This window comes from Flammeovirga yaeyamensis (assembly GCF_018736045.1).
Classification (GTDB): domain Bacteria; phylum Bacteroidota; class Bacteroidia; order Cytophagales; family Flammeovirgaceae; genus Flammeovirga; species Flammeovirga yaeyamensis.
On sequence record NZ_CP076132.1, the window covers coordinates 1,742,062 to 1,762,311 of the forward strand.

Here is a 20,250-nt window from a genome sequence, read left to right on the forward strand (position 1 = left end):
AAAAAGGGAGACGATTTTCGCTCCCTTCTAGATGCTTTCCATGATGTTGATACAAATATAAATATAACATCTAAAAATGCAATATTTTTTTATGACTAGTTCTTCAGAGTTAAAACATATTTAGATAATGCTTCTACATCTTCATTAGAAATCTCCCTTTCTGAGTACTTAGGCATGAACCCTTTACCTTCTCTAATCACTTTTAAAATACCTTCTTGGTTTAACTGACTCTCTGATAATCTAGCCGCACCACTTCTTTGAGCGTTACCGTCAGGTCCGTGGCAGTTAGAACACTTTTTGTCATAAGTGATTTGTCCTTGTTTTTCTACTTCTGTTAATTCTCTCATTGATTTAGGAGCAGTGCTAGCACCGTCGTCAACAGTAATCTCACCTCTTTTTACTTTTGCTCTATGTGCTTCAGCCAAACCGTAGGCACAGAATAAACAAAGAAAAGAACCTAACATTAAGAATTTATTGTGCTTTTTAGTCGCAATTACTGCCAAAGGAATGGATGCAGCGACTAAAGCAAATTTGATGTATAATAAGCTAGATGTAGCACTATCATATATGAATAGCATCGCTAATCCTGTTGCAAGGAAAGTAAATGAAATAATCATTTCAGGTACTTTGACGATTTTTCCAAACTTATCAAACTTCTCATTGCTGATAAATAATAAGATCGTTTTGATCAAGTAAATAAGGAAAAACAGAATTACGACTACCTTATGCGTCAAAAAAACGTGTGACATTGTATAAAATAATTTGTATGTAAAGTTTAAAGATTAGTGGTGTTTCTCACTGACACTTTTAAAAAAATCTATTTTCTGATGCAATATGCATCATAATTTTAAAAACATACAACGGAAGATATTGTTTTCATCGATTACATCTCAAATTTATATCAAATTCGATAATTCGTGACCTACCTCACTTCCAATTGCAATACCCATTCCTCCCATACGTATTCCTACTGCAATTTTATCACTTAGTTTTTCTATAATGGGTTCCTTTTTATCACCAAAACCCATAATTCCAGACCACTCTTGCTCTATTTCAAAATCTACTCCTGGAAGAATCACTTCCTTTAGTAACTCATTTATTGGTTGTGTTATTTGAGTAGTTGTAGCAAATTCTGTAGTAGTCTCGGCTTCATAGGCAAGATGGCGACCACCTCCAATTAATAGTCTGTCTCCAACATTCCTAAAATAATAATAGCCTCTGTCGTAATGATAGGTTCCTTCAATAGGGAGATTTTGTATGGGTTTGGTAATGACTACCTGTCCGCGACCTGGTTGAATTTTATATTGTGGTAAAAGTTTAGAAGCAAAAGCATTCACACATACGGCCACTTGTTCTGCTTTAAATTCTAATTTCTTATCAGTGGTAATTAAAACATTTTTACTTTCCTCGTTTAACTGTTTTACTTCAATGCCCGTTAAAATCTCAATATCTTTTGATCGAGCTATTTTTAGCAATGCAGTCATCATTTTTCCTGTATGAATTTGTCCTTCAAGAGGATTATAAAGTAATTCTTTTACTTGATGATCATCAAAACCAAAACGAGGCGTTTTAAAACCTCTTTCCAAAAAGACTTTTTGATGAAAAATAGGAGACAATAGGTCATTGACCTCATGGAGTTGATTTAAATAAAATAGTTGTTCTTTACAAATAAGTTCATACCCACCATACGCATAGAAATCCATGTTTTTATCGCCTACTCTTTGTCTTAGACGCTGTAAACCATTGTATCTTTTTTGTACGGTTTGTAAAACAAATTCTTCAGAATAATTTTCTAAGTCATCACATATTTCAGTAAGGCTGCCAAAACAAGCAAAACCTGCGTTTTTTGTACTAGCCCCTGAAGGGAGGATGCCTTTTTCTAAAATTAAAACTCTTTTATTAGGATACTTTTCCTTGTATTCAATAGCTGTACTCAAGCCAACAATACCACTACCAATAACAATAAGGTGGTATTGCATAAAACTCTCTTTTTCCCAAAAGCTGATCATGTGTTTGTTGGTATGGTTTGATTTATGATGTGTTTATATAGATTACTGAAATAAAGTGGAAGTGTTTTTCTTTTCGGAAGAAAAATTAAATATATCCGGCCATTTCAGTAATTTGTAAATTATGGTGAAGTTTTAACTCACTTGTTTATCTAAATCGCAAAATAATATTTTTTTATGCCAACTGAAATTGTCAAAAAAGGAAAAGGGGTAAAATTACAATCTTCTTCCAATGCAAAACTCTCCAAAGTGAAGGTAGGGTTAGGTTGGGAAGTAAGAAAAGGAGGGCAGCTTGATTTAGATGCATCGGTATTTATGCTAGGGGAGGATGGGAAATTACCTAGTGATGAATACTTTGTTTTTTACAATAATCTCACCTCTCCAGATGGAATGGTAAAACATAAAGGAGATAATAGAACAGGAGATGGAGAAGGTGATGATGAAGAGATATTAATTAATTTATCTTTTATCTCGCCAGTGGTGAGAGAATTGAGGTTTGTGGTAAGTATCTACGATGCACAGGCAAGAAGACATAACTTTGGCCATTTGGAAGATGCTTATATCAGAATGGTAAATTTAGAGAACAGTCAGGAAATTCTTCATTACGATTTGGATGCCGAATTTAGCGATGATACAGAAGTAGAATTTGCCCGCCTAGTTAGAGAGGATGATGGGTGGAAGTTTTTACCTACAGAAAAAGGAACTAAAATTGGGCTTCAGGGGTATGTAGATAAATTTATCCCTGAATTATAAAAGCTTTTGGGCGATATCAAATTTTTTTACATCTTCGCGAAAATTAAAGACATAAACTCAAAACACATCATAAACATGAAAGTTGGAATAATTAAAGAAGGCAAAATACCAGAAGATAAACGAGTGGCTTTGACTCCTGAACAATGTGAGGAAGTTTTAGAAAAGTATCCTGAAGTGGAGATTTATGTTCAGAAAAGCCCAATCAGATGTTATAAAGATGAGGAATATGAAGAGCTAGGCATTGCCGTAGTCGATGATGTATCTGATTGTGATATCTTATTAGGTATTAAAGAAGTGCCGATTCCAGAATTAGTGCCCAATAAAAAATACTTTTTCTTTTCGCATACTATCAAAAAGCAACCTTATAATAGAGAGTTGTTAAACGCAATTCTTGATAACAATATCGAGATTATGGATTATGAGGTCTTGACTAGAGAAGATGGATCTAGAGTAATTGCATTTGGTCGATTTGCAGGTTTAGTGGGTGCTTACAACGGTTTGTTGGCTTATGGTAAAAGAATGGGTACTTTCGATTTGAAGCCAGCACATTTGTGTCACGACCTCAACGAAATGTGGATCGAGTGCAAAAAAGTGAAATTACCTAATAATTATAAAATTGCTTTGACTGGTTCTGGTAGAGTATCAAATGGTGCGGTGGAAACACTCCTAGCAGCTGGAATCAAAAAGGTGAGTAAGCAAGATTTTATTGATAAAGAATTTAATCAACCTGTTTTTGTTCAATTGAGATCTAAAGATTACCACGATCAAAAAGACGGTAAACCATTTGTTCTAAAAGAATTCTTTGATCAGCCTCAAGATTATGTATCTACATTTGGTGAATTAAACAATATAGCTGATATGCTTGTAGCCGGTGCGTTTTGGCATCCAGCAGCACCTGTGTTATTTACAAAGGAAGACATGCAGAAAGAGGATTTCAATATTAAAGTAATCGCTGATATTACTTGTGATATTGAAGGTTCTATTCCATCTACCAAGCAACCATCAACCATTGCAGATCCATTGTATGATTACAATCCAAAATCAGGTGAAGTGGAAGATGCCTTGTCAAGTAAAGAGAATATTACGGTGATGGCGGTAGATAATCTTCCGAATGAATTGCCACGTGATGCCTCTGAAGCTTTTGGTCGCCAAATGATTGATAACGTTTTAGAAGATCTATTTATTGAAGATAAAGGAGTAATTGAACGTGCTAGAATTACGCAGAACAAAGCACTTACACCTAAATTCTCTTATCTACAAGATTATGTGGATGGAAAAGAGTAATTAGAAGAATTACTTAATTTTAAGAAGCGATTACTTAAGGTAATCGCTTTTTTTATGACTATTATTAAGTATTTGTTAATAATAAATGTCACTTTTTAAGAAAAAGTACTCAGATTTTTTGCGATATTAATTTAGTGTTACGTATAATTGCGTATCAATTATTCAACTTGTGTGCGTCTCATTAATTTTCACCTTATAACAACTAACAATTAACAGTTATGTTAAAAGCAAAACTACTATTGATAGGCATAATTATGCCTACTCTTTTAATCGCCAATGAACAGACTGGGCAAACTACAGCTGAGTTTCATAGTATTGACAGTTTATGGGTCTTACTTTGTGCCATCTTAGTATTTTTAATGCAGGCAGGTTTCAAAACTCTAGAAACTGGACTTGTGAAAAGAGAGCACCGTGCAGGTGTAGGGGCTAAAAACCTTATGGATATGGTCGCTGGTTTATTAGGTTTCTTTCTACTTGGTTATGGGTTTATGTTTGGTAGTTCCCACTTTGGAATTATTGGATTTGATCTAAACTTATTTGCAGGTACTGACTTATCAAAATCAGAATTAGGTATTCCGGGTCCAGTATTTTTCTTATTTCAAGTAGCATTTGCTGGTACTGCATTAACAATTGTATCAGGTGCAATGTCTGGTAGAACAGGTTTATTGCCTTATTTGATAGGTTCAATTATTACAGCTATTCTAATTTATCCAGTATTTGGACATTGGGCTTGGGGTAATTTATTAGATCAAGATAACCATGCATGGTTGGCAGAGATTGGTTTTATGGACTTTGCAGGATCGACAGTAGTGCATACTTTAGGTGCGACTGTAGGATTAGTAGGAATTATACTTGTGGGACCTCGATTAGGGAGGTTTGATATGCATGGTAAGATTCTCCCAATTAAGGCTTCAGATTATTCTTATTCTGTTCTTGGAGTAATTCTACTTTGGGTAGGATGGTGGGGATTCAATGGAGGTAGTACTTTAACCTTCGGAAATGATGTGTCCACTATTATTCTAAATACAAACGTAGCAGGTGCTTCAGCTTGCTTTTCTGCTTTTATTATGTGCTACTTCTTCCAAAGAAGAGATGAGCTGATGGAAAAAATGATGGGTGGAGCTTTAACAGGATTAGTGGCGATTACTGCTTGTTGTAATGTGGTTTCTCCTTCTAGTGCGTTAATCATTGGTTTATTGGCTGGAGTTATACATAACCTTTCATTCGACCTTATTCTAAAAGTATTTAAATTGGATGATCCAGTTGGAGCGATTCCTGTTCATGGATTTGGAGGTATTTTCGGAACATTGTGTGTAGCTCTTTTCGGAAAGGAAGAACTATTGGTATTACCGAGATGGGAACAACTGTTAGTGCAGGCTATTGGTATAGAAGTTTGTATAGCCTTCACAGTAATTGTATCTTTTATTATGTTTAAAGTGATAAAAATGGTTTATGGCTTAAGAGTTTCTCCTGAACAAGAGTTGGGAGGGATGATGGCAGGTAGAAAAATGCCGAAAGAATTTTATGAAGAGGAGAAAGGTGCTAAAATTCAATATGCCTCTTTAAAAGTTTCAGGTAAAGGCTACAATCTGATAAACATTAAGGACTTTATAGAATTAAGTAAATCGTATCGAGATGGATTAATTCAAAATAAAAGAGTCACTTTTATCGATGAAGCAGGAGATAAGGTAGATTTTGAAGAAGCATTACGCCAATTATCTGTATTGCGTGAGAAGTCTTTAAAAAATGAGCCAATGGTTTCAGCTTAATATTAAAGCAAGCTTTAGAAAGATATTTAAACCTTAGGGAGACCTAAGGTTTTTTTATTCATAAAAATGAGAAAAGAAGAGCTTTTATCAATTGGTAAAAAGAAAAATTTAAAGACTATATAAACTCTTATTTAGAAATTAATGTATTTATAGTATAACCTAAGTGTAAAAAATACGTTTAAATTCTTATCAATACTTATTTTTAATATTGATATTAGTTATATTTGTCTATCCTAAGTTATTAAACACCGAAAGGCATTTACCACATACATAAACACTATAATGAGCCAAGTAAACACTGAGTTATATTCTCCTACTCGGCTTGACTTTAAATGGAGCCTTAAATTAAAAAGAGGTTCAGTACACGCAGCTACTTTTGCATTTAAGGTCTTATCACATAATATTAAAGAGAGCCGAGAGCGTTCTGAGAGAATACATAGAGAATTATTATCTAACAGTAAGTTTAGAGAAAACTTCGGTATCGAAGATGTCAATCATAACGATTTGGTGGTTTATTCTTCGATTGTTGATGCACAGCCATCAGAATTAGATAAAAAAATGAAACAATTCCAGCGTTGGGTAAAACAAGCCCAAAGAGACGCAAAAGAAAGAATCGAAAAATTTTCACCCACTTTTTAGTGGGTTTTTTTATGAAATAGTGAAAAATACGTAGAAAATTTAACTACGTATTTTTTTGTTTTTAAGTAGGTGTAACTACGTAATTTAAATGTAAGTACCTGATTTTCAGTATATGTCAATTATAAAGCTGTTATATGACAGTTTTTAGCATGATTTAAAAACATTTTTTAATCTGTGATATCCCCTAAATATGTTTTAATAATCACTTTAAGTTTGTGTATCAACTAAGTAATAATACTTATTAAAACTACGTATAACAGATGAAAAAATTAATTTACGCTATTGTGTTGCTATTGTGTGGAGCTGTATCAGAGGTAACAGCCCAAGAGTTTAAACTATCAGCAGAGATCCGTCCGAGATCAGAATTAAGAAACGGTTTCAAAAAATTGAGAACAGAATCTCAAGAGCCAGCTTTCTTTACTGAGCAAAGATCAAGATTAAACTTGGATTACAAATCGGAAAAAATCATCATGAGACTCTCTCTTCAAGATGTTCGTGTTTGGGGTTCAACTAATCAAATTTACAAAACTGATCCAAACTCTTTATCAAACATCTCTGAAGCTTGGGCACAGTACAACTTCAACAGTAAGTTCGGTTTAAAAGTAGGTCGTCAAATTATCTCTTACGATAATCAAAGATTTTTAGGTGGTCTTGAGTGGGCACAACAAGGTAGAAGACACGATGCGGCTTTATTCGTGTACAACGACAAAGAATCAAAATTAAAAGTGCATTTAGGTCTTGCGTTCAACCAAGTAGGTTTTGAGCCAGGTATGTTAGTGGGTAACGACTATTCAGGTGTGAACAACTATAAAACTATGCAGTATTTGTGGGCAAACAAGACTTGGGAAACGGGTAAGCTTTCAGCTCTAGTATTTAACGACGGTTTTCAGTATGGTGCTACATCAGATAGTGTTTCTAACAGACAGACTTTAGGTTTAGTAGGTTCTAAAACGTTCGGAAACTTTACAGTTGCAGGTGAAGGTTACTACCAAACTGGTAAAATGGCAGAAACTTCAATCAATGCTTACTTATTAGATCTTAACCTTACACTTAAAACGAAAATCACTCCTATCACATTAGGTTATCAAACACTTTCAGGTGGTGATCAAGAATCAGGTGAGATCAAGAACTTTACTCCAGCTTACGGTACAAACCACAAATTCAATGGTTTTATGGATTACTTCTACGTAGGTAATGCACATAACGATAAGAAAGGAAACAACGTTGGTCTTCAAGACATCTATTTAAATACTGCTTTCAAAGTAGGTAAAGGAACATTCAAAGCACAACTTCACCAATTCTTCTCTGCTGTAGATGTTTACAACACTACTGCTACAGATGGTCAGTTCGAAAAAGTATCATCAAACTTAGGTACAGAGATCGATTTAATTTATGCTAGATCATTAGGTAAAGAAGCTTCATTAGTTGTAGGATATTCTCAAATGTTCGCTACAGAATCAATGGAAGTATTGAAAGGTGGCAACGCAAGCATGATCAACAACTGGGCATTCGTAATGTTAACGTTCAAGCCAACATTATTTACTTCAAAAGCGAAGAAAGCGGAGGCTAACTAATCATTTACATCACCTATATTTTTTATATCAAAACAATATTACTCATGAAAAAATTGAATTTTAATTCGGTTGCTAAAGCAATAATTGGCTTGGCATTATCAGGGTTGATTTATAGCTGTGGATCATCAAAAACTTCTTCGGAAACACAAAGTGATGTGACTGAGGAGACTTCATCAACGAAACAGTTGGACATCGAAAAACCACAGTTAACTTTCGGTTTCATCAAATTAACTGATATGGCTCCTTTAGCCATTGCTAAGGAACTAGGTTACTTCGAAGACGAAGGATTGTTTGTGACTATCGAAGCACAATCTAACTGGAAAAACGTATTGGACCGAGTGATCGATGGTCAGTTAGATGGTTCGCACATGTTAGCAGGTCAGCCAATTGCTGCAGGAGCAGGATTTGGTCGTCAAGCTGAGTTAGTGACTTCATTCTCAATGGACTTGAACGGTAATGGTATTACAGTATCGAACGACGTTTGGGCGAAGATGAAGCCAAATGTACCAAAAGACGAAAATGGTAAGCCGATTCACCCAATCAAAGCAGACGCATTGGTTCCGGTAATCAAAGAATATAAAAATGATGGTAAAGCGTTTAAAATGGGTATGGTATTCCCAGTATCAACGCACAACTATGAGATCCGTTACTGGTTAGCAGCAGCAGGTGTGAATCCAGGTTTTTATACTAAGGAAAACATCCAAGGTCAAGTAGATGCAGACGTATTATTATCTGTAACTCCTCCACCACAAATGCCTGCTACTTTAGAGGCAGGTACGATCTACGGTTACTGTGTAGGTGAGCCTTGGAACCAACAAGCGGTATTTAAAGGAATTGGTGTTCCAGTAACTACAAACTACGATATCTGGAAAAACAACCCTGAAAAAGTATTCGTAATGACGAAAGAATTCACTGAGAAATATCCTAATACATCTGTAGCTGTTACTAAAGCTTTAATCCGTGCAGGTAAGTGGTTAGACGAGCCAGGAAACAGAGCGAAAGCAGTGGGTATCTTATCTATGCCAGAGTACGTTGGTGCTGACTCTGTAGTTATTGCCAACTCTATGACAGGTACTTTCGAATTCGAAAAAGGCGACAAGCGTTCTATGCCTGACTTTAACGTGTTCTTCCGTCATAATGCAACGTATCCTTTCTATTCTGATGGTGTGTGGTTCTTAACTCAAATGAGAAGATGGGGACAAATTCCTACAGCGAAATCAAAAGGTTGGTACGACGAAACGATCAAGAAGATTTACCGTCCAGATATCTGGAACCAAGCTGCGAAATTGTTAGTAGAAGAAGGTCACTTATCCGCTTCAGATATTCCTGAAACTGATGGTTACAAAGCACCTACTAAAGACTTTATCGATGGTGTTTCTTATGATGGTAAAGATCCTATCGGGTACATCAATAGCTTCCAAATTGGTAACAAAGACGAAGCAATGTAAAATAAAAATTTTGTATGATTTTGCAGGATGACTTGTACGGACGTTGCATTGCAACGTCCGTACAGGACATCTCTTGAACATCAAATTGATGATCAGATGGCAAGAGTAACATACAAGAACCTTATTAAATAAAGTAGTTTCAAATACAAACAAAGTTCTCAATATAACATCAATTACTTAGGCACTTAAACGATCAACAGTCATGAAAGAGAAAATTTTACAACTAACAGGTATCCAGGCATTTTTAGCACCTTGGATGAATATCTTCAAAGGAGAAGAGACTAAGAAAAACGTCAATATTTTATTAAGATCTTATATATTCCCTCTATTATCTATTCTATTATTTATTTTAGTTTGGCACTCTGGTGCAACTTACCTTTACAACAAGGAAGCTACAGCTAAAATAGAAAAAGCAAGAACAGAAAGAGGAGAAGCAGCTGCATTAGAGATGCAAAATTGTATCTTCTCAGGAGATGTAAGCTGTCAGCCAAACACATTACCTTCCCCAGCAAAAGTTTGGGATGCTTACCTTTCTTTATTAGCAGATCACAGAATTATTTCTGGTAAGAAAGAAGCTTTCGAAAAGAAAGTTGCAAAGACAAATGCTAAACGTGTAGCAGAAGGAAAGGCAGCAATTACTTATACAGGTCGTCCATCTTTCGTCGACCAAATTGGTACAAGTTTAAAAACAGTATTTGCAGGATTTTTATTAGCAGCATTAATCGCTATTCCAATCGGTATCATTATCGGTTTATCCCCAACATTAAGAACGTCGATGAACTGGTTGATTCAAATTTTGAAGCCCGTATCTCCCGTAGTTTGGTTGTTATTGGTATTCATGATTGTGAAAACATTAATGTCTGATTCAGATATGGATAAATCGTTTATGATTTCATTTATCTCAGTAGGTTTATGTTCGATGTGGGCAACGCTTGTCAACACTTCGATGGGAGTTTCTACAGTAGATAAAGACTTTGTAAATGTAGCTAGAGTATTAAAATTAAGCATCGGTCAAAATATATTCAAAGTTGTTTTACCATCATCTTTACCTATGATTTTTACAGGTTTAAGAATTACACTTTCAGTAGCTTGGATGGTATTGATTGCGATTGAATTATTAGCACAATCTCCAGGATTAGGATCATTTGTATGGGAAGAATTCCAAAATGGTGCAAACGACTCGAATGCGAAAATCATTGTAGCCATGTTCGTTATTGGTTTGATTGGTTTCATGTTGGATAGAATCATGATGGTGATTCAGAAGATGATGTCATTCAACAAGGAGGTAGCTTAATCACTACCTCAGTATTTGATGTACACAGAAACAAAATCAAAAAATTAGAATTATGGCCTATTTAGAATTAAGAAATGTAAGTAAGTCGTTCGGTACTGGTAAAGACCGAGTGGAAGTACTAAGCAATATAAATTTAAAAGTTGAAGAGGGTGAGTTTTTAGCGATTGTTGGATTTACCGGTAGTGGTAAAACGACGCTAATCAACCTGATCAATGGATTGGAGTTTCCTGATGAAGGAGAGGTTTTATTACAGGGCAAACCAATTACGGGTCCTGGTCCGGATAGAGGAGTGGTTTTCCAAAATTACTCTCTGTTGCCTTGGTTAACCGTTCGTCAGAATGTAAAACTAGCGGTAGACGAGGTGTTTCCTGATAAGTCTAAAACAGAGAAAGACGCTTTAATTGTAAAGTATGTAGAGATGGTACACCTTTCTCATGCGATTGATAAAAAGCCAGCGGAATTATCAGGTGGTATGCGTCAAAGAGTATCGGTAGCGAGAGCTTTGGCGATGAGTCCAAAAATGTTATTAATGGACGAGCCATTATCCGCTTTGGATGCTTTAACACGTGGTACGCTTCAAGAAGAGATTGTCAATATTTGGAGTGAAGATAAAAAGACATGTTTGTTGATTACTAATGATGTAGATGAAGGGATTGTGATGGCGGACAGAATTATTCCATTAAACCCAGGTCCAAAAGCATCATTAGGTCCAGACTTTAAAGTGAACCTTCCTAGACCTAGAGTGATTGCCGAAATCAACAAGTTGGAAGAGTACAAGCACTTGAGAAATGAAGTCTTGGAATACCTAATTGAGGTAGGGGCATCAAGAAAATCTGAGGAATCGAGTAGCTACGAATTACCTGATTTGAAACCAGTAATGCCGGGTCGAATCAAATGGGGTATTCGTAAGAAAAAAGACAAACAAAAATTCTTCTAACCAACAAATCATTTGATCAACTACTAAGTCAACATCAATAAAACGTCATCTCATGAATCAAAATATTGTAAATCCAATCGTAGGTGTTACTAAAGACATCATCAACCCACAAAAAAATATTGTGGAAGATACAAGACCTGATATGTTAGTGTGTAAGGATATTGCTAAAATATACCCTACACCAAAAGGTGATTACACAGTATTATCAGATCTTCAATTAACAGTAAAAAAAGGAGAGTTTATCTCTGTTATTGGTCACTCAGGTTGTGGTAAGTCTACATTATTAACCATGATTGCTGGTTTGAACGATATCAGTAAAGGTCATGTTTATGTAGACGGAGAAGAGGTGAGAGAGGCAGGGCCGGATAGAGCGGTAGTGTTCCAATCGCCTAGTTTATTTCCTTGGATGACTGCTTTACAAAACGTAATGATTGGTGTGAAGCAAGTGTTCCCTCATGCAACAAAAAAACAAAAACAAGATATCTGTAAGTATTACTTAGACAAAGTAGGTTTGGGTAATGATTTTAATAAAAGAGCCTCAGAACTTTCTCAAGGTATGCAACAAAGGGTAGGTATTGCTAGAGCCTTCGCCTTAAAGCCAAAAGTACTTTTATTGGATGAACCTTTTGGTATGTTGGATTCCTTAACTAGAGGTGAGCTTCAAGATGTATTACTTGAAGTATGGCAAAAAGAACAAATTACTGCTATTATGATTACTCACGATGTTGATGAGTCAATCTTCCTAGCCGACAGAGTCATTATGATGACTAGTGGTCCATTCGCAAAAATTGGTGATGAATTAGCGATTCCATTTGAACGTCCTAGAAACCGTAAGGACATTTTGGAACATCCTGACTATTACCAATACAGAGGATATTTAATGGATTTCTTGAATCATTAATCTTTGTCACTAACAAGCAAACTCAAACTAAAGTCATACGACAAATCATTCTCTTATGAACTATCAAAAAAGTCCGAAAAAACGGTTAACTACCTCTTACGTAATTGCGCTATCTCTCATTGCATTACTAAGTATCGCATCTCAGGTAGTTATTAGAACTGTATTAGCTAAACAGGAAAAAGATGCCAGGGTAATTAACATTTCTGGTCGACAAAGGATGTTGTCTCAGAAAATTAGTAAAATGGCATTACAGCTTGAAACAGCCAAGAGTGAAAGTCAGTTTGCAGAATTGAAATCAGAATTCATCGAAGTCATTGAATTGTGGTCATCTTCTCATCATGGCTTAAAAGAAAGGTCTGAAGAAATGGATCTTCAGGGTGAAAATTCTGAAACTGTGACAAAAATGTTCGAAGGAATTGCCGTAAACTATGAAAGTATCTTTGATGCATCGAACAAGATATTAGAATTTGAATCGCCAGATGGAATTGAAGAATATGTGAATATCATACTTCAGAATGAAGCCTCATTTTTACGTCAGATGAATGTGATTACGTTCCAATACGATCATGAATCGACAAGTAGAATTAAGGAAGTAGAAAATATAGAAACCATTCTACTAGCTATCACATTGATTTCGATCTTATTGGAAGCCTTCTTTATCTTCCGTCCAGCTGTTGCTGCCATTGATAAATTCTTGAATGAAACTATGCAGAGAGGCTTGGCACTTAAAGAAGCACATCAAAGTTTATTGACTTCTAACTTAGAAAAAGAAACAGTAGAGAAAGAACTCTTTGAACAACTGCAGATGAATCACAATATGCAGTTGAGTTACAATAAAGATCTTGAAGATAAAATCGAAGAAAGAACTAGAGAAATTGAAGATCAAAAAGAAGAAATTCTTCAGCAAAGTAATGAGCTATTAGAGCAGAATGAAGTAGTTTCTAAAGTAAATAAGAAACTAACGGATAGTATCAGTTATGCTAAGAAATTGCAGCAATCGATCTTCAGTAAACGTGAAGATATTTTAGAGCAATTTGTGGATGGATTTATCATCGATAAACCAAGAGATATTATTTCTGGGGATTTCTATTGGTACTACAGTAAAGACGACATTAGATTTATTGTTGTTGCAGATTGTACAGGACATGGTGTTTCTGCTGCATTTATGACTATCATTGGTAATCTTTTATTAAACGATATCGTGGTGAATCAAAAAGTAGTTTCACCAAAAGAAATATTAAATTTCTTGGATATGGAGCTTTATGCCCTTATGAATCTAAAAAATGTCGAGAAGATTTCTGATGGTATGGATATCGGTTTAGTAACTATCAATTCTGAAAAAAGAGAAATCGAATTTGTTGGAGCAAAACGTCCATTGTACGTGGCTTCAGGAAACGAAGATGTAAAGAAAATAGAAGGATCTAAATCAACAATTGGATACCATACAAAAGACACTAAAAAGGAGTTCGAACCCACACTTCTAACGTATCAAAAGGGTGATCGACTTTATCTTGTGACTGATGGATTCCAAGATCAATTTGGTGGAAACAACGAAAGTAAATTCCTTCAAAAAAGATTTATAGATGCTCTAAATCGAACAAATGGATTCGATATGATCAAACAGAAAAAAGTGCTCGAAGGAGTGTTTGATAAGTGGAAGGGAAGCAATGAGCAGACGGATGATGTTTTGGTCTTAGGAGTGGAGCTTTAATAAAGGTAAGAGGTAAGAAGTAAGAGGGAAGGATTTCTAATATTTTGAGTTAGGAGTTAGGAGTTAGGAGTTAGGAGGGATCCAAATCTATTATTTATTACCTATAACCTATTACTTATAAAAAATAGTAAATGATTGACGAATAATTGATGTTTAAAAAACCTCTCCTTTTGGGAAGAGGTTTTTTCGACATCTAATGTTTCTTATTAATTCTGAGGTTTACTTTTCAGCGTTTGCATCACTCCATCTATACTTAGGGATGAACCTTGAACAGGAGGGAATTCTTTAAACGTTTGAAGGAATTTAGCAGTGTATGCCTGAGCAGGGACGAAAGTCCACATATTATCTGCAAACCATCTAATGTATAATGCAGACTTATAAGATACTTCGTATGGATCGGCTCTTAAGTTAATCAAAATAGGCCATGATGGTACTTTTCTGTAGGCGGTATTGATTGCACCTTCCATAATGGCAAAATGAAGTTTCCAATCTTTATAACGAAGAGCATTTAAGTTGCCTGCTGCATCAAAATAGAAGATCTCATTTCTTGGAGCAACATCAGTTGATCCGTTCCAGAAAGGAAGCATGTTGTATCCATCCAAGTGACATTTGAAGTTTTTATCTCCAGCTGAATATCCTGAAAGCATTTTTTCTTTAACATCACCTACACCTGCTGCAGCTAAAAGAGTAGGCATCATGTCTTCATGAGAATAGATGTTGTTATCAATGGTTCCGGGTTTGATTACGCCTGGCCAACGGATAGCACAAGGAACTCTGAAGCCACCTTCCCAAGTGGTCCCTTTTTCTCCAGCAAATGGTGTAGAACCACCATCAGGCCATGTGAATTTCTCGGCACCATTATCAGTAGAATACATGATGATTGTATTATCGATAATGCCCAATTCTTCTAGTTTCGCTAGTACAACACCAATGTTTTTGTCGTGTTCTACCATGCCATCAGGATAAAGACCAATACCAGTTACACCAACTGATTCTTCTTTTAACCTTGTCCAAACGTGCATTCTTGTAGCACTTAACCAAACAAAGAAGGGTTTCCCAGCATTGTGTGCATTTTCGATAAATTCTAAAGCAGCACCTGTAAATTCATCATCTACAGTTTCCATTCTTTTTCTAGTTAAAGGACCAGTATCAGAAATACGTCCATCTGAGTAAGAGTGGATAACACCTCTAGGGCCAAATTTTTTATGGAATTCTTCGTCTTTAGGATAGTAATACGTTTCAGGTTCTTCTTCAGCATTTAAGTGATAAAGGTTGCCAAAGAACTCGTCGAAACCATGGTTGGTAGGTAAATGTTTATCGCGATCACCCAAGTGGTTCTTGCCAAACTGACCTGATGTATAACCAAGTGGTTTCAGTAATTCTGCAATAGTGGGTTGATCATCTTGAATACCTTGTTCAGAACCTGGCATACCAATAGTCAATAACCCAGATCTAAATGGATGTTGCCCCAAGATAAAAGCTGCACGACCTGCTGTACATGATTGTTGTGCATACCAATCGGTAAACATAGCTCCTTCGTTAGCAATACGGTCAATGTTGGGCGTTTGATATCCCATCATACCATGATTGTATTTGCTGATGTTACCCCAACCAACATCATCTCCCCAAATAACGAGAATATTAGGTTTGTCGGATGAAGATTTCTTTTTCTTTTTTTGAGCAAAAGAAGCAGTGATTGAAAAGGCTAATAGAGTAATAGCCAAGAGAGAGGTTCTCATGTATGAAAAGTTTAATTGATTATTAATGGAAGTTAATCAATTAGAACGATACGGCAAAACAAAATTAGGTAGTAGGTAGCAGGTATTAGGTAGTAGGTTTGGTTCGCTCCTCTGTTTGTGTATCGAGGGGTTGCACCACCTTTTGGGAGAGTATGAGAAAATGATGTACTATTCTTAAAAATCAACTTTAGTGAAAACGATATTTTTTGGAATAAAAATCAAGGGGTTACACCACCTTTCTATTATTGATGATGAAACCCCTTAGTTCCTAAATACAAGGTCGGGAGACCACTTACGTTTTTAGGTACAAATGTCGCTATCGCTTAACATTTGCACCAGTTTTACTTTTTCCCTCTTACCTCTTACTTATAACGAGCGTTAACTTTGCTACCTGCTACCTGCTACCTGCTACCTAATCTAGTTCCACTCCAATTCACTTCTCGTCTCCCAGTATACTTCCGCTTCTTCCTGGATTTCATCCAACATTTGGAAGTCCATAAGATCTAACTGAAGACCAACGCCTTGCAAGTTGCTTTCAAGCATTTCTTTAGTTGTAGCACCGCTTAATGCCACGCTTACCCATGGTTGAGAAAGAACAAAAGCCATAGCAATTGCATCAATATTTACATTATGTTTTTGTGCTATGAATTGAAGTTTTTGTTTTGAACTTTCAAAAGCAGGATCAGAGTTTCGAGAAGTTAGGCGTCCATTGGCAAAAACTTCTTTTATGATTACTCCCCATCCTTGATATTTCGCTTCTTGGAGCATTTTAGCAGCTGAACGTTCTAGAATGTTATATGTGGCTTGAACGGATTGGAACAGGTGTACACCATCTCTTTGAATTTCAAGTGCTTTTTCTAGAGTATCAGCTTGTTGGGTACCGCTTAAAGATAGTCCAACTATTACCCCTTCGTTTTTGATGTTCCAAAGTTGCTCAATAACTTCTTCATTGTTTAACACTGCAGAACTTAAAGTTGCCGAATGGATATGATAGATATCTAAATGATCATGGAGTAAGTCTACACTTTCACCCCATTGTTTTTTTAATAATTGGAGGTTATGGTTTTTAATTTCATGATGTTCTGCTGTCACATTCCATTCAGCAGTATATTCATAACCCCACTTTGAGCCGATTACCGCTTGTTGTTCAGGGTGGGCACCAATCCATTTATTTAAAAACTGTTCCGCCTTTCCATAAGAGCGGGCAGCATCAAAGTATCTTATTCCTTTTTCGTAGGCAAGGTCAAGCATATCTACACAACGTTGCTGCATATGTTCTATTTGATAATCATTGTTCAGGTCATCTCCATGTCCTAAATTAATATATCCAGGTCTTCCAAGAGCTGCTAATCCTAATCCAACTCTTGATGTATATTTATTGGTTTTTCCGAAAGGAATTATTGATATCATATATGCTAAACTAAAAATTAGAAGCAAACAAAAAATTTAAGCAATACGTTTTTTATGAGTGCTTCAAGTTTGAACTAATGCTAAAATTAAGACATTAATTCTAATTAACATTATTTATCTCAAATAAGAAAATTATTTTTTCCGTAATAATTACACTTATTTTTTCAATTTTGATTAATCAAACCGTTTATACCATTTTGTTTTTTTTAAATCTCTCAACAAATCGTTGAAAAATCACAAAATCATGAAAATTTGTTGTAAAAAAATACCCTCAAGAAAGTTTGGTTTTAAAAAGCGTAAAATATACATTTGAAGTGTAATCAAATAGCACTTACCACATACAAAACATATAAGATTATGAAAAATTTCACAATAGCATCATTAGTAATCGTAGCCGGTTTCGTGATTGCGTTCGCACTTTCGATATAAGAAAACTACACCATAAATAAACATATAAACACACACACACATTAAAGGCTGTCATTTGACAGCCTTTTGTTATTTATCTATTTTAATTCTGATTCTTTGGAGTATTTCATCACAGAGTAGATTGAAACTCCTAACGATTCATTTTGCCAATTTTCAAAATTCCCTTTTTTAAATTTCGATTTCCCAAATGCATTGGCATTAAGCATGACGCCATAAGTTTTTCCTTTTATGGTTTCAATCATTTTAATGGAAACAAAAAAGGGCTTTTCCATATAGATGTTCTCTTTCCATAAAATCAGTTCCACCTTACCATTATCAATTTCATCTTTAGAAATTCCCCAAAATAATCTTTTCTGATTTAGTACTTCATAAGGCATATCATCTTTTACAGAATAAAAAATAACTTCAAACTTGAGAGAATCTTGATAACTAAATCCTATGTTCATCCCAATTTTTTCAAGATATGCAGGAGTTTTATTATTCATAATTTGTGCAATTGAACCTCCTTCTTTAGAATTGATGTTCATAAAGCCAATCTGAAACATTCCTGATTTTACATCGACACCAAGTTTTTTCTTTTTAAATTTTATTTTCTCTGCTTGAATAGAAACTTCCGATAATTCTTTGGTGTCTTCTTCGAGTACGATTCTTTTATTACCGTTTAATATCTCATTACCTTTTAATTTCTTCTTTATGAAGCCAATGCAGGAGATAGTAAATTCATTATTAGTTGATAAATTTTCAGAGGGTAATTCTATCCATCCTTCTTGGTTTGATACTTTTCCAATTTTAGCTTTTTGACTATAGAAATTGACATAAGGGATGCCTTTTTGATGAGGGTCGACAATTTGAAATCTCACATTTTGACCAATAGAAAAGTGAGAGAGAATAATAAATGATAGAAGTGTTGCAATGTGTTTCATTCGATTTTAGTTAGTGTTATAGATTAAATGTGAAAAATAAATTTAATAAAATGATTCAATTTTTTAATTGATGTATAGAAAAACTTAAAGTTGCCTTTTTGAGTATCAATAGATTTGAACAATTTTCGTAACTTTAATAGCAAGTGATCAAATTATAAATAAATAAACTATTTTTTATCTCCATGAACCACATCTCTGAATTTGGGTTACCTAAAAAAAGAAAAAAGACTATAGATTTATTAGAAAAAGCCTTTGCAGAGGGCGATTTAGATCAGCATGACTACGAACATCGTTTAGAAGTAGCACTTGCGGCAAAATCAAAATCTGAATTGGATGATGTGTTATCTGATTTTCCTTCTCATTATAAACCGTCAGAATCCTTCAAGAAAACAACCGAGAAACAGAATAGGTTAGAGGTAAATCAAGATCCCAATAAATTAGCATTAGCAGTATTATCTGGACGTAGAGAAGTATTATCAAATGTAGCAAATGCTCCGTCTCGCTTTTTTACATTGTTAGGTGATACTAAAGTGACTGTAAAAAGTCCTGAGTTCATAAATACAGAAACTCGTTTTGAAACCATTAATGTATTAGGGGAAACCACTTTAGATCTCCGAGACAAATGTTTAGAAGGGGCCAAGGTGAATCTTCGAGTGATGTGTACTTTGGGCGAAATTATTCTAAAAGTTGCTCCAGGAACACAGGTTATCGACCAAACTCATAAAATCCTATCAGAAAACAGCTTTAAAAAAAGAAGTAAAAACTGGTCTAAAAAAATACAGAAAGTATTTTCTAATAATCAACAACAATATCCAGATCCTTCGATTCATAAAGTAAACTGCACTGTTGTAGTTGAAGGGTATAATATTTTAGGTTCTTTGAGGATTATGGAGTATGATGTTTAACGGAGTAGTTCCATTTTAAAATGAGGAATACCGTCTTCTAAATATTCGTCGGACTTAATGACATAACCAAGGCTTTGATAGAACTTAGTAAGGTATTTTTGTGCACTTATTTGTATTAAATCACTTTCCCAATGATCAAAAATCCATTGGTTAGCAGTGGTCATAATTTTTCTTGCAATTCCTTCTTTTCTATTTGATGGGTGGACAATGACTCTTCCAATAGAAGGGTATTTAAATCGTGTACCTGATGGTAGTATTCTTAAGTAACCTGCAAGTTTACCATTTTTTCTTGCTATTAAGTGATAAGCTTCTTGGTCATTGTTATCCAGATCATTATAAACACAATCTTGTTCTACTACAAATACTTCAGCTCTAAGTTGAAGTATTTCATAGAGTTCTTCTTTATCAAGTTCTTGGTAGGGCTTTATGGTTAGATTTGTCATTAAATATGTGATCAAATTGATGGTGGAGGTGATTGTAATATTTCAAAAATAGGGGTTATTTATCAAATTATTCTTTTCCTTCTCA

General features: G+C 35.0%; 17 protein-coding genes. 11 read left to right on the top strand and 6 right to left on the bottom strand.

Annotation, left to right across the window (positions count from 1 at the left end; translation table 11 throughout):
• Positions 1-95: 95 nt before the first annotated feature.
• Both KMW28_RS06715 and KMW28_RS06720 read right to left on the bottom strand, forming a co-directional pair.
• On the bottom strand, positions 96-749 hold the full coding sequence (locus KMW28_RS06715) for a c-type cytochrome (protein WP_066209002.1): 654 nt from the start codon (positions 747-749) through the stop codon (positions 96-98).
• 147 nt (positions 750-896) lie between these two features.
• Positions 897-2,009 (bottom strand): NAD(P)/FAD-dependent oxidoreductase, encoded by a 1,113-nt coding sequence (locus KMW28_RS06720; protein WP_169664058.1) that lies wholly within the window; start codon positions 2,007-2,009, stop codon positions 897-899.
• Between the two features lie 174 nt (positions 2,010-2,183).
• On the opposite strand from KMW28_RS06720, the gene KMW28_RS06725 reads away from it, so the two are divergent.
• The 10 genes from KMW28_RS06725 to KMW28_RS06770 all read left to right on the top strand — a co-directional run bounded on the left by KMW28_RS06725 (position 2,184) and on the right by KMW28_RS06770 (position 14,316).
• Positions 2,184-2,759: a TerD family protein gene (locus KMW28_RS06725; RefSeq protein ID WP_169664057.1), complete on the top strand. Its 576-nt coding sequence runs from the start codon at positions 2,184-2,186 to the stop codon at positions 2,757-2,759.
• 75 nt (positions 2,760-2,834) lie between these two features.
• Positions 2,835-4,043, top strand: a complete 1,209-nt coding sequence (locus tag KMW28_RS06730; protein ID WP_169664056.1) for an NAD(P)-dependent oxidoreductase — start codon at positions 2,835-2,837, stop codon at positions 4,041-4,043.
• Positions 4,044-4,261: 218 nt separating this feature from the next.
• The gene (locus tag KMW28_RS06735) at positions 4,262-5,812 is read left to right on the top strand and encodes an ammonium transporter (RefSeq protein ID WP_169664055.1); all 1,551 of its coding nucleotides are present in this window, start codon (positions 4,262-4,264) and stop codon (positions 5,810-5,812) included.
• 282 nt (positions 5,813-6,094) lie between these two features.
• A complete protein-coding gene (locus KMW28_RS06740) occupies positions 6,095-6,451 on the top strand; it encodes a hypothetical protein (protein WP_169664054.1) in 357 nt (118 codons plus the stop codon).
• 260 nt (positions 6,452-6,711) lie between these two features.
• The gene (locus KMW28_RS06745; RefSeq protein ID WP_169664053.1) at positions 6,712-8,025 is read left to right on the top strand and encodes an alginate export family protein; all 1,314 of its coding nucleotides are present in this window, start codon (positions 6,712-6,714) and stop codon (positions 8,023-8,025) included.
• A 44-nt stretch (positions 8,026-8,069) separates the two neighbouring features.
• Positions 8,070-9,473, top strand: a complete 1,404-nt coding sequence (locus tag KMW28_RS06750; RefSeq protein ID WP_169664052.1) for a CmpA/NrtA family ABC transporter substrate-binding protein — start codon at positions 8,070-8,072, stop codon at positions 9,471-9,473.
• A gap of 202 nt (positions 9,474-9,675) precedes the next feature.
• On the top strand, positions 9,676-10,767 hold the full coding sequence (locus KMW28_RS06755; RefSeq protein ID WP_066208984.1) for an ABC transporter permease: 1,092 nt from the start codon (positions 9,676-9,678) through the stop codon (positions 10,765-10,767).
• 52 nt (positions 10,768-10,819) lie between these two features.
• On the top strand, positions 10,820-11,704 hold the full coding sequence (locus KMW28_RS06760; protein WP_169664051.1) for an ABC transporter ATP-binding protein: 885 nt from the start codon (positions 10,820-10,822) through the stop codon (positions 11,702-11,704).
• A 52-nt stretch (positions 11,705-11,756) separates the two neighbouring features.
• Entirely contained in the window at positions 11,757-12,605 is an 849-nt protein-coding gene (locus KMW28_RS06765) for an ABC transporter ATP-binding protein (RefSeq protein ID WP_066208978.1), read from the top strand.
• Between the two features lie 55 nt (positions 12,606-12,660).
• Positions 12,661-14,316 (top strand): SpoIIE family protein phosphatase, encoded by a 1,656-nt coding sequence (locus KMW28_RS06770; RefSeq protein ID WP_169664050.1) that lies wholly within the window; start codon positions 12,661-12,663, stop codon positions 14,314-14,316.
• Positions 14,317-14,522: 206 nt separating this feature from the next.
• On the opposite strand, the gene KMW28_RS06775 is transcribed toward KMW28_RS06770, so the two are convergent.
• The 3 genes from KMW28_RS06775 to KMW28_RS06785 all read right to left on the bottom strand — a co-directional run bounded on the left by KMW28_RS06775 (position 14,523) and on the right by KMW28_RS06785 (position 18,817).
• Entirely contained in the window at positions 14,523-16,055 is a 1,533-nt protein-coding gene (locus KMW28_RS06775) for an arylsulfatase (protein WP_169664049.1), read from the bottom strand.
• Positions 16,056-16,472: 417 nt separating this feature from the next.
• Complete coding sequence (locus KMW28_RS06780) at positions 16,473-17,465, bottom strand: aldo/keto reductase (RefSeq protein WP_169664048.1); 993 nt, start codon at positions 17,463-17,465, stop codon at positions 16,473-16,475.
• 506 nt (positions 17,466-17,971) lie between these two features.
• Entirely contained in the window at positions 17,972-18,817 is an 846-nt protein-coding gene (locus KMW28_RS06785) for a hypothetical protein (RefSeq protein ID WP_169664047.1), read from the bottom strand.
• A gap of 182 nt (positions 18,818-18,999) precedes the next feature.
• Here KMW28_RS06785 and KMW28_RS06790 point away from each other — a divergent pair, with 182 nt between their 5' ends.
• Positions 19,000-19,722: a DUF1707 SHOCT-like domain-containing protein gene (locus tag KMW28_RS06790; protein WP_169664046.1), complete on the top strand. Its 723-nt coding sequence runs from the start codon at positions 19,000-19,002 to the stop codon at positions 19,720-19,722.
• On the opposite strand, the gene KMW28_RS06795 is transcribed toward KMW28_RS06790, so the two are convergent.
• Positions 19,719-20,165 carry a GNAT family N-acetyltransferase gene (locus KMW28_RS06795; protein ID WP_169664045.1) on the bottom strand — a complete coding sequence of 149 codons (447 nt, stop codon included), beginning with the start codon at positions 20,163-20,165 and terminating at the stop codon, positions 19,719-19,721. The genes KMW28_RS06790 and KMW28_RS06795 overlap by 4 nt on opposite strands.
• Positions 20,166-20,250 lie beyond the last annotated feature (85 nt).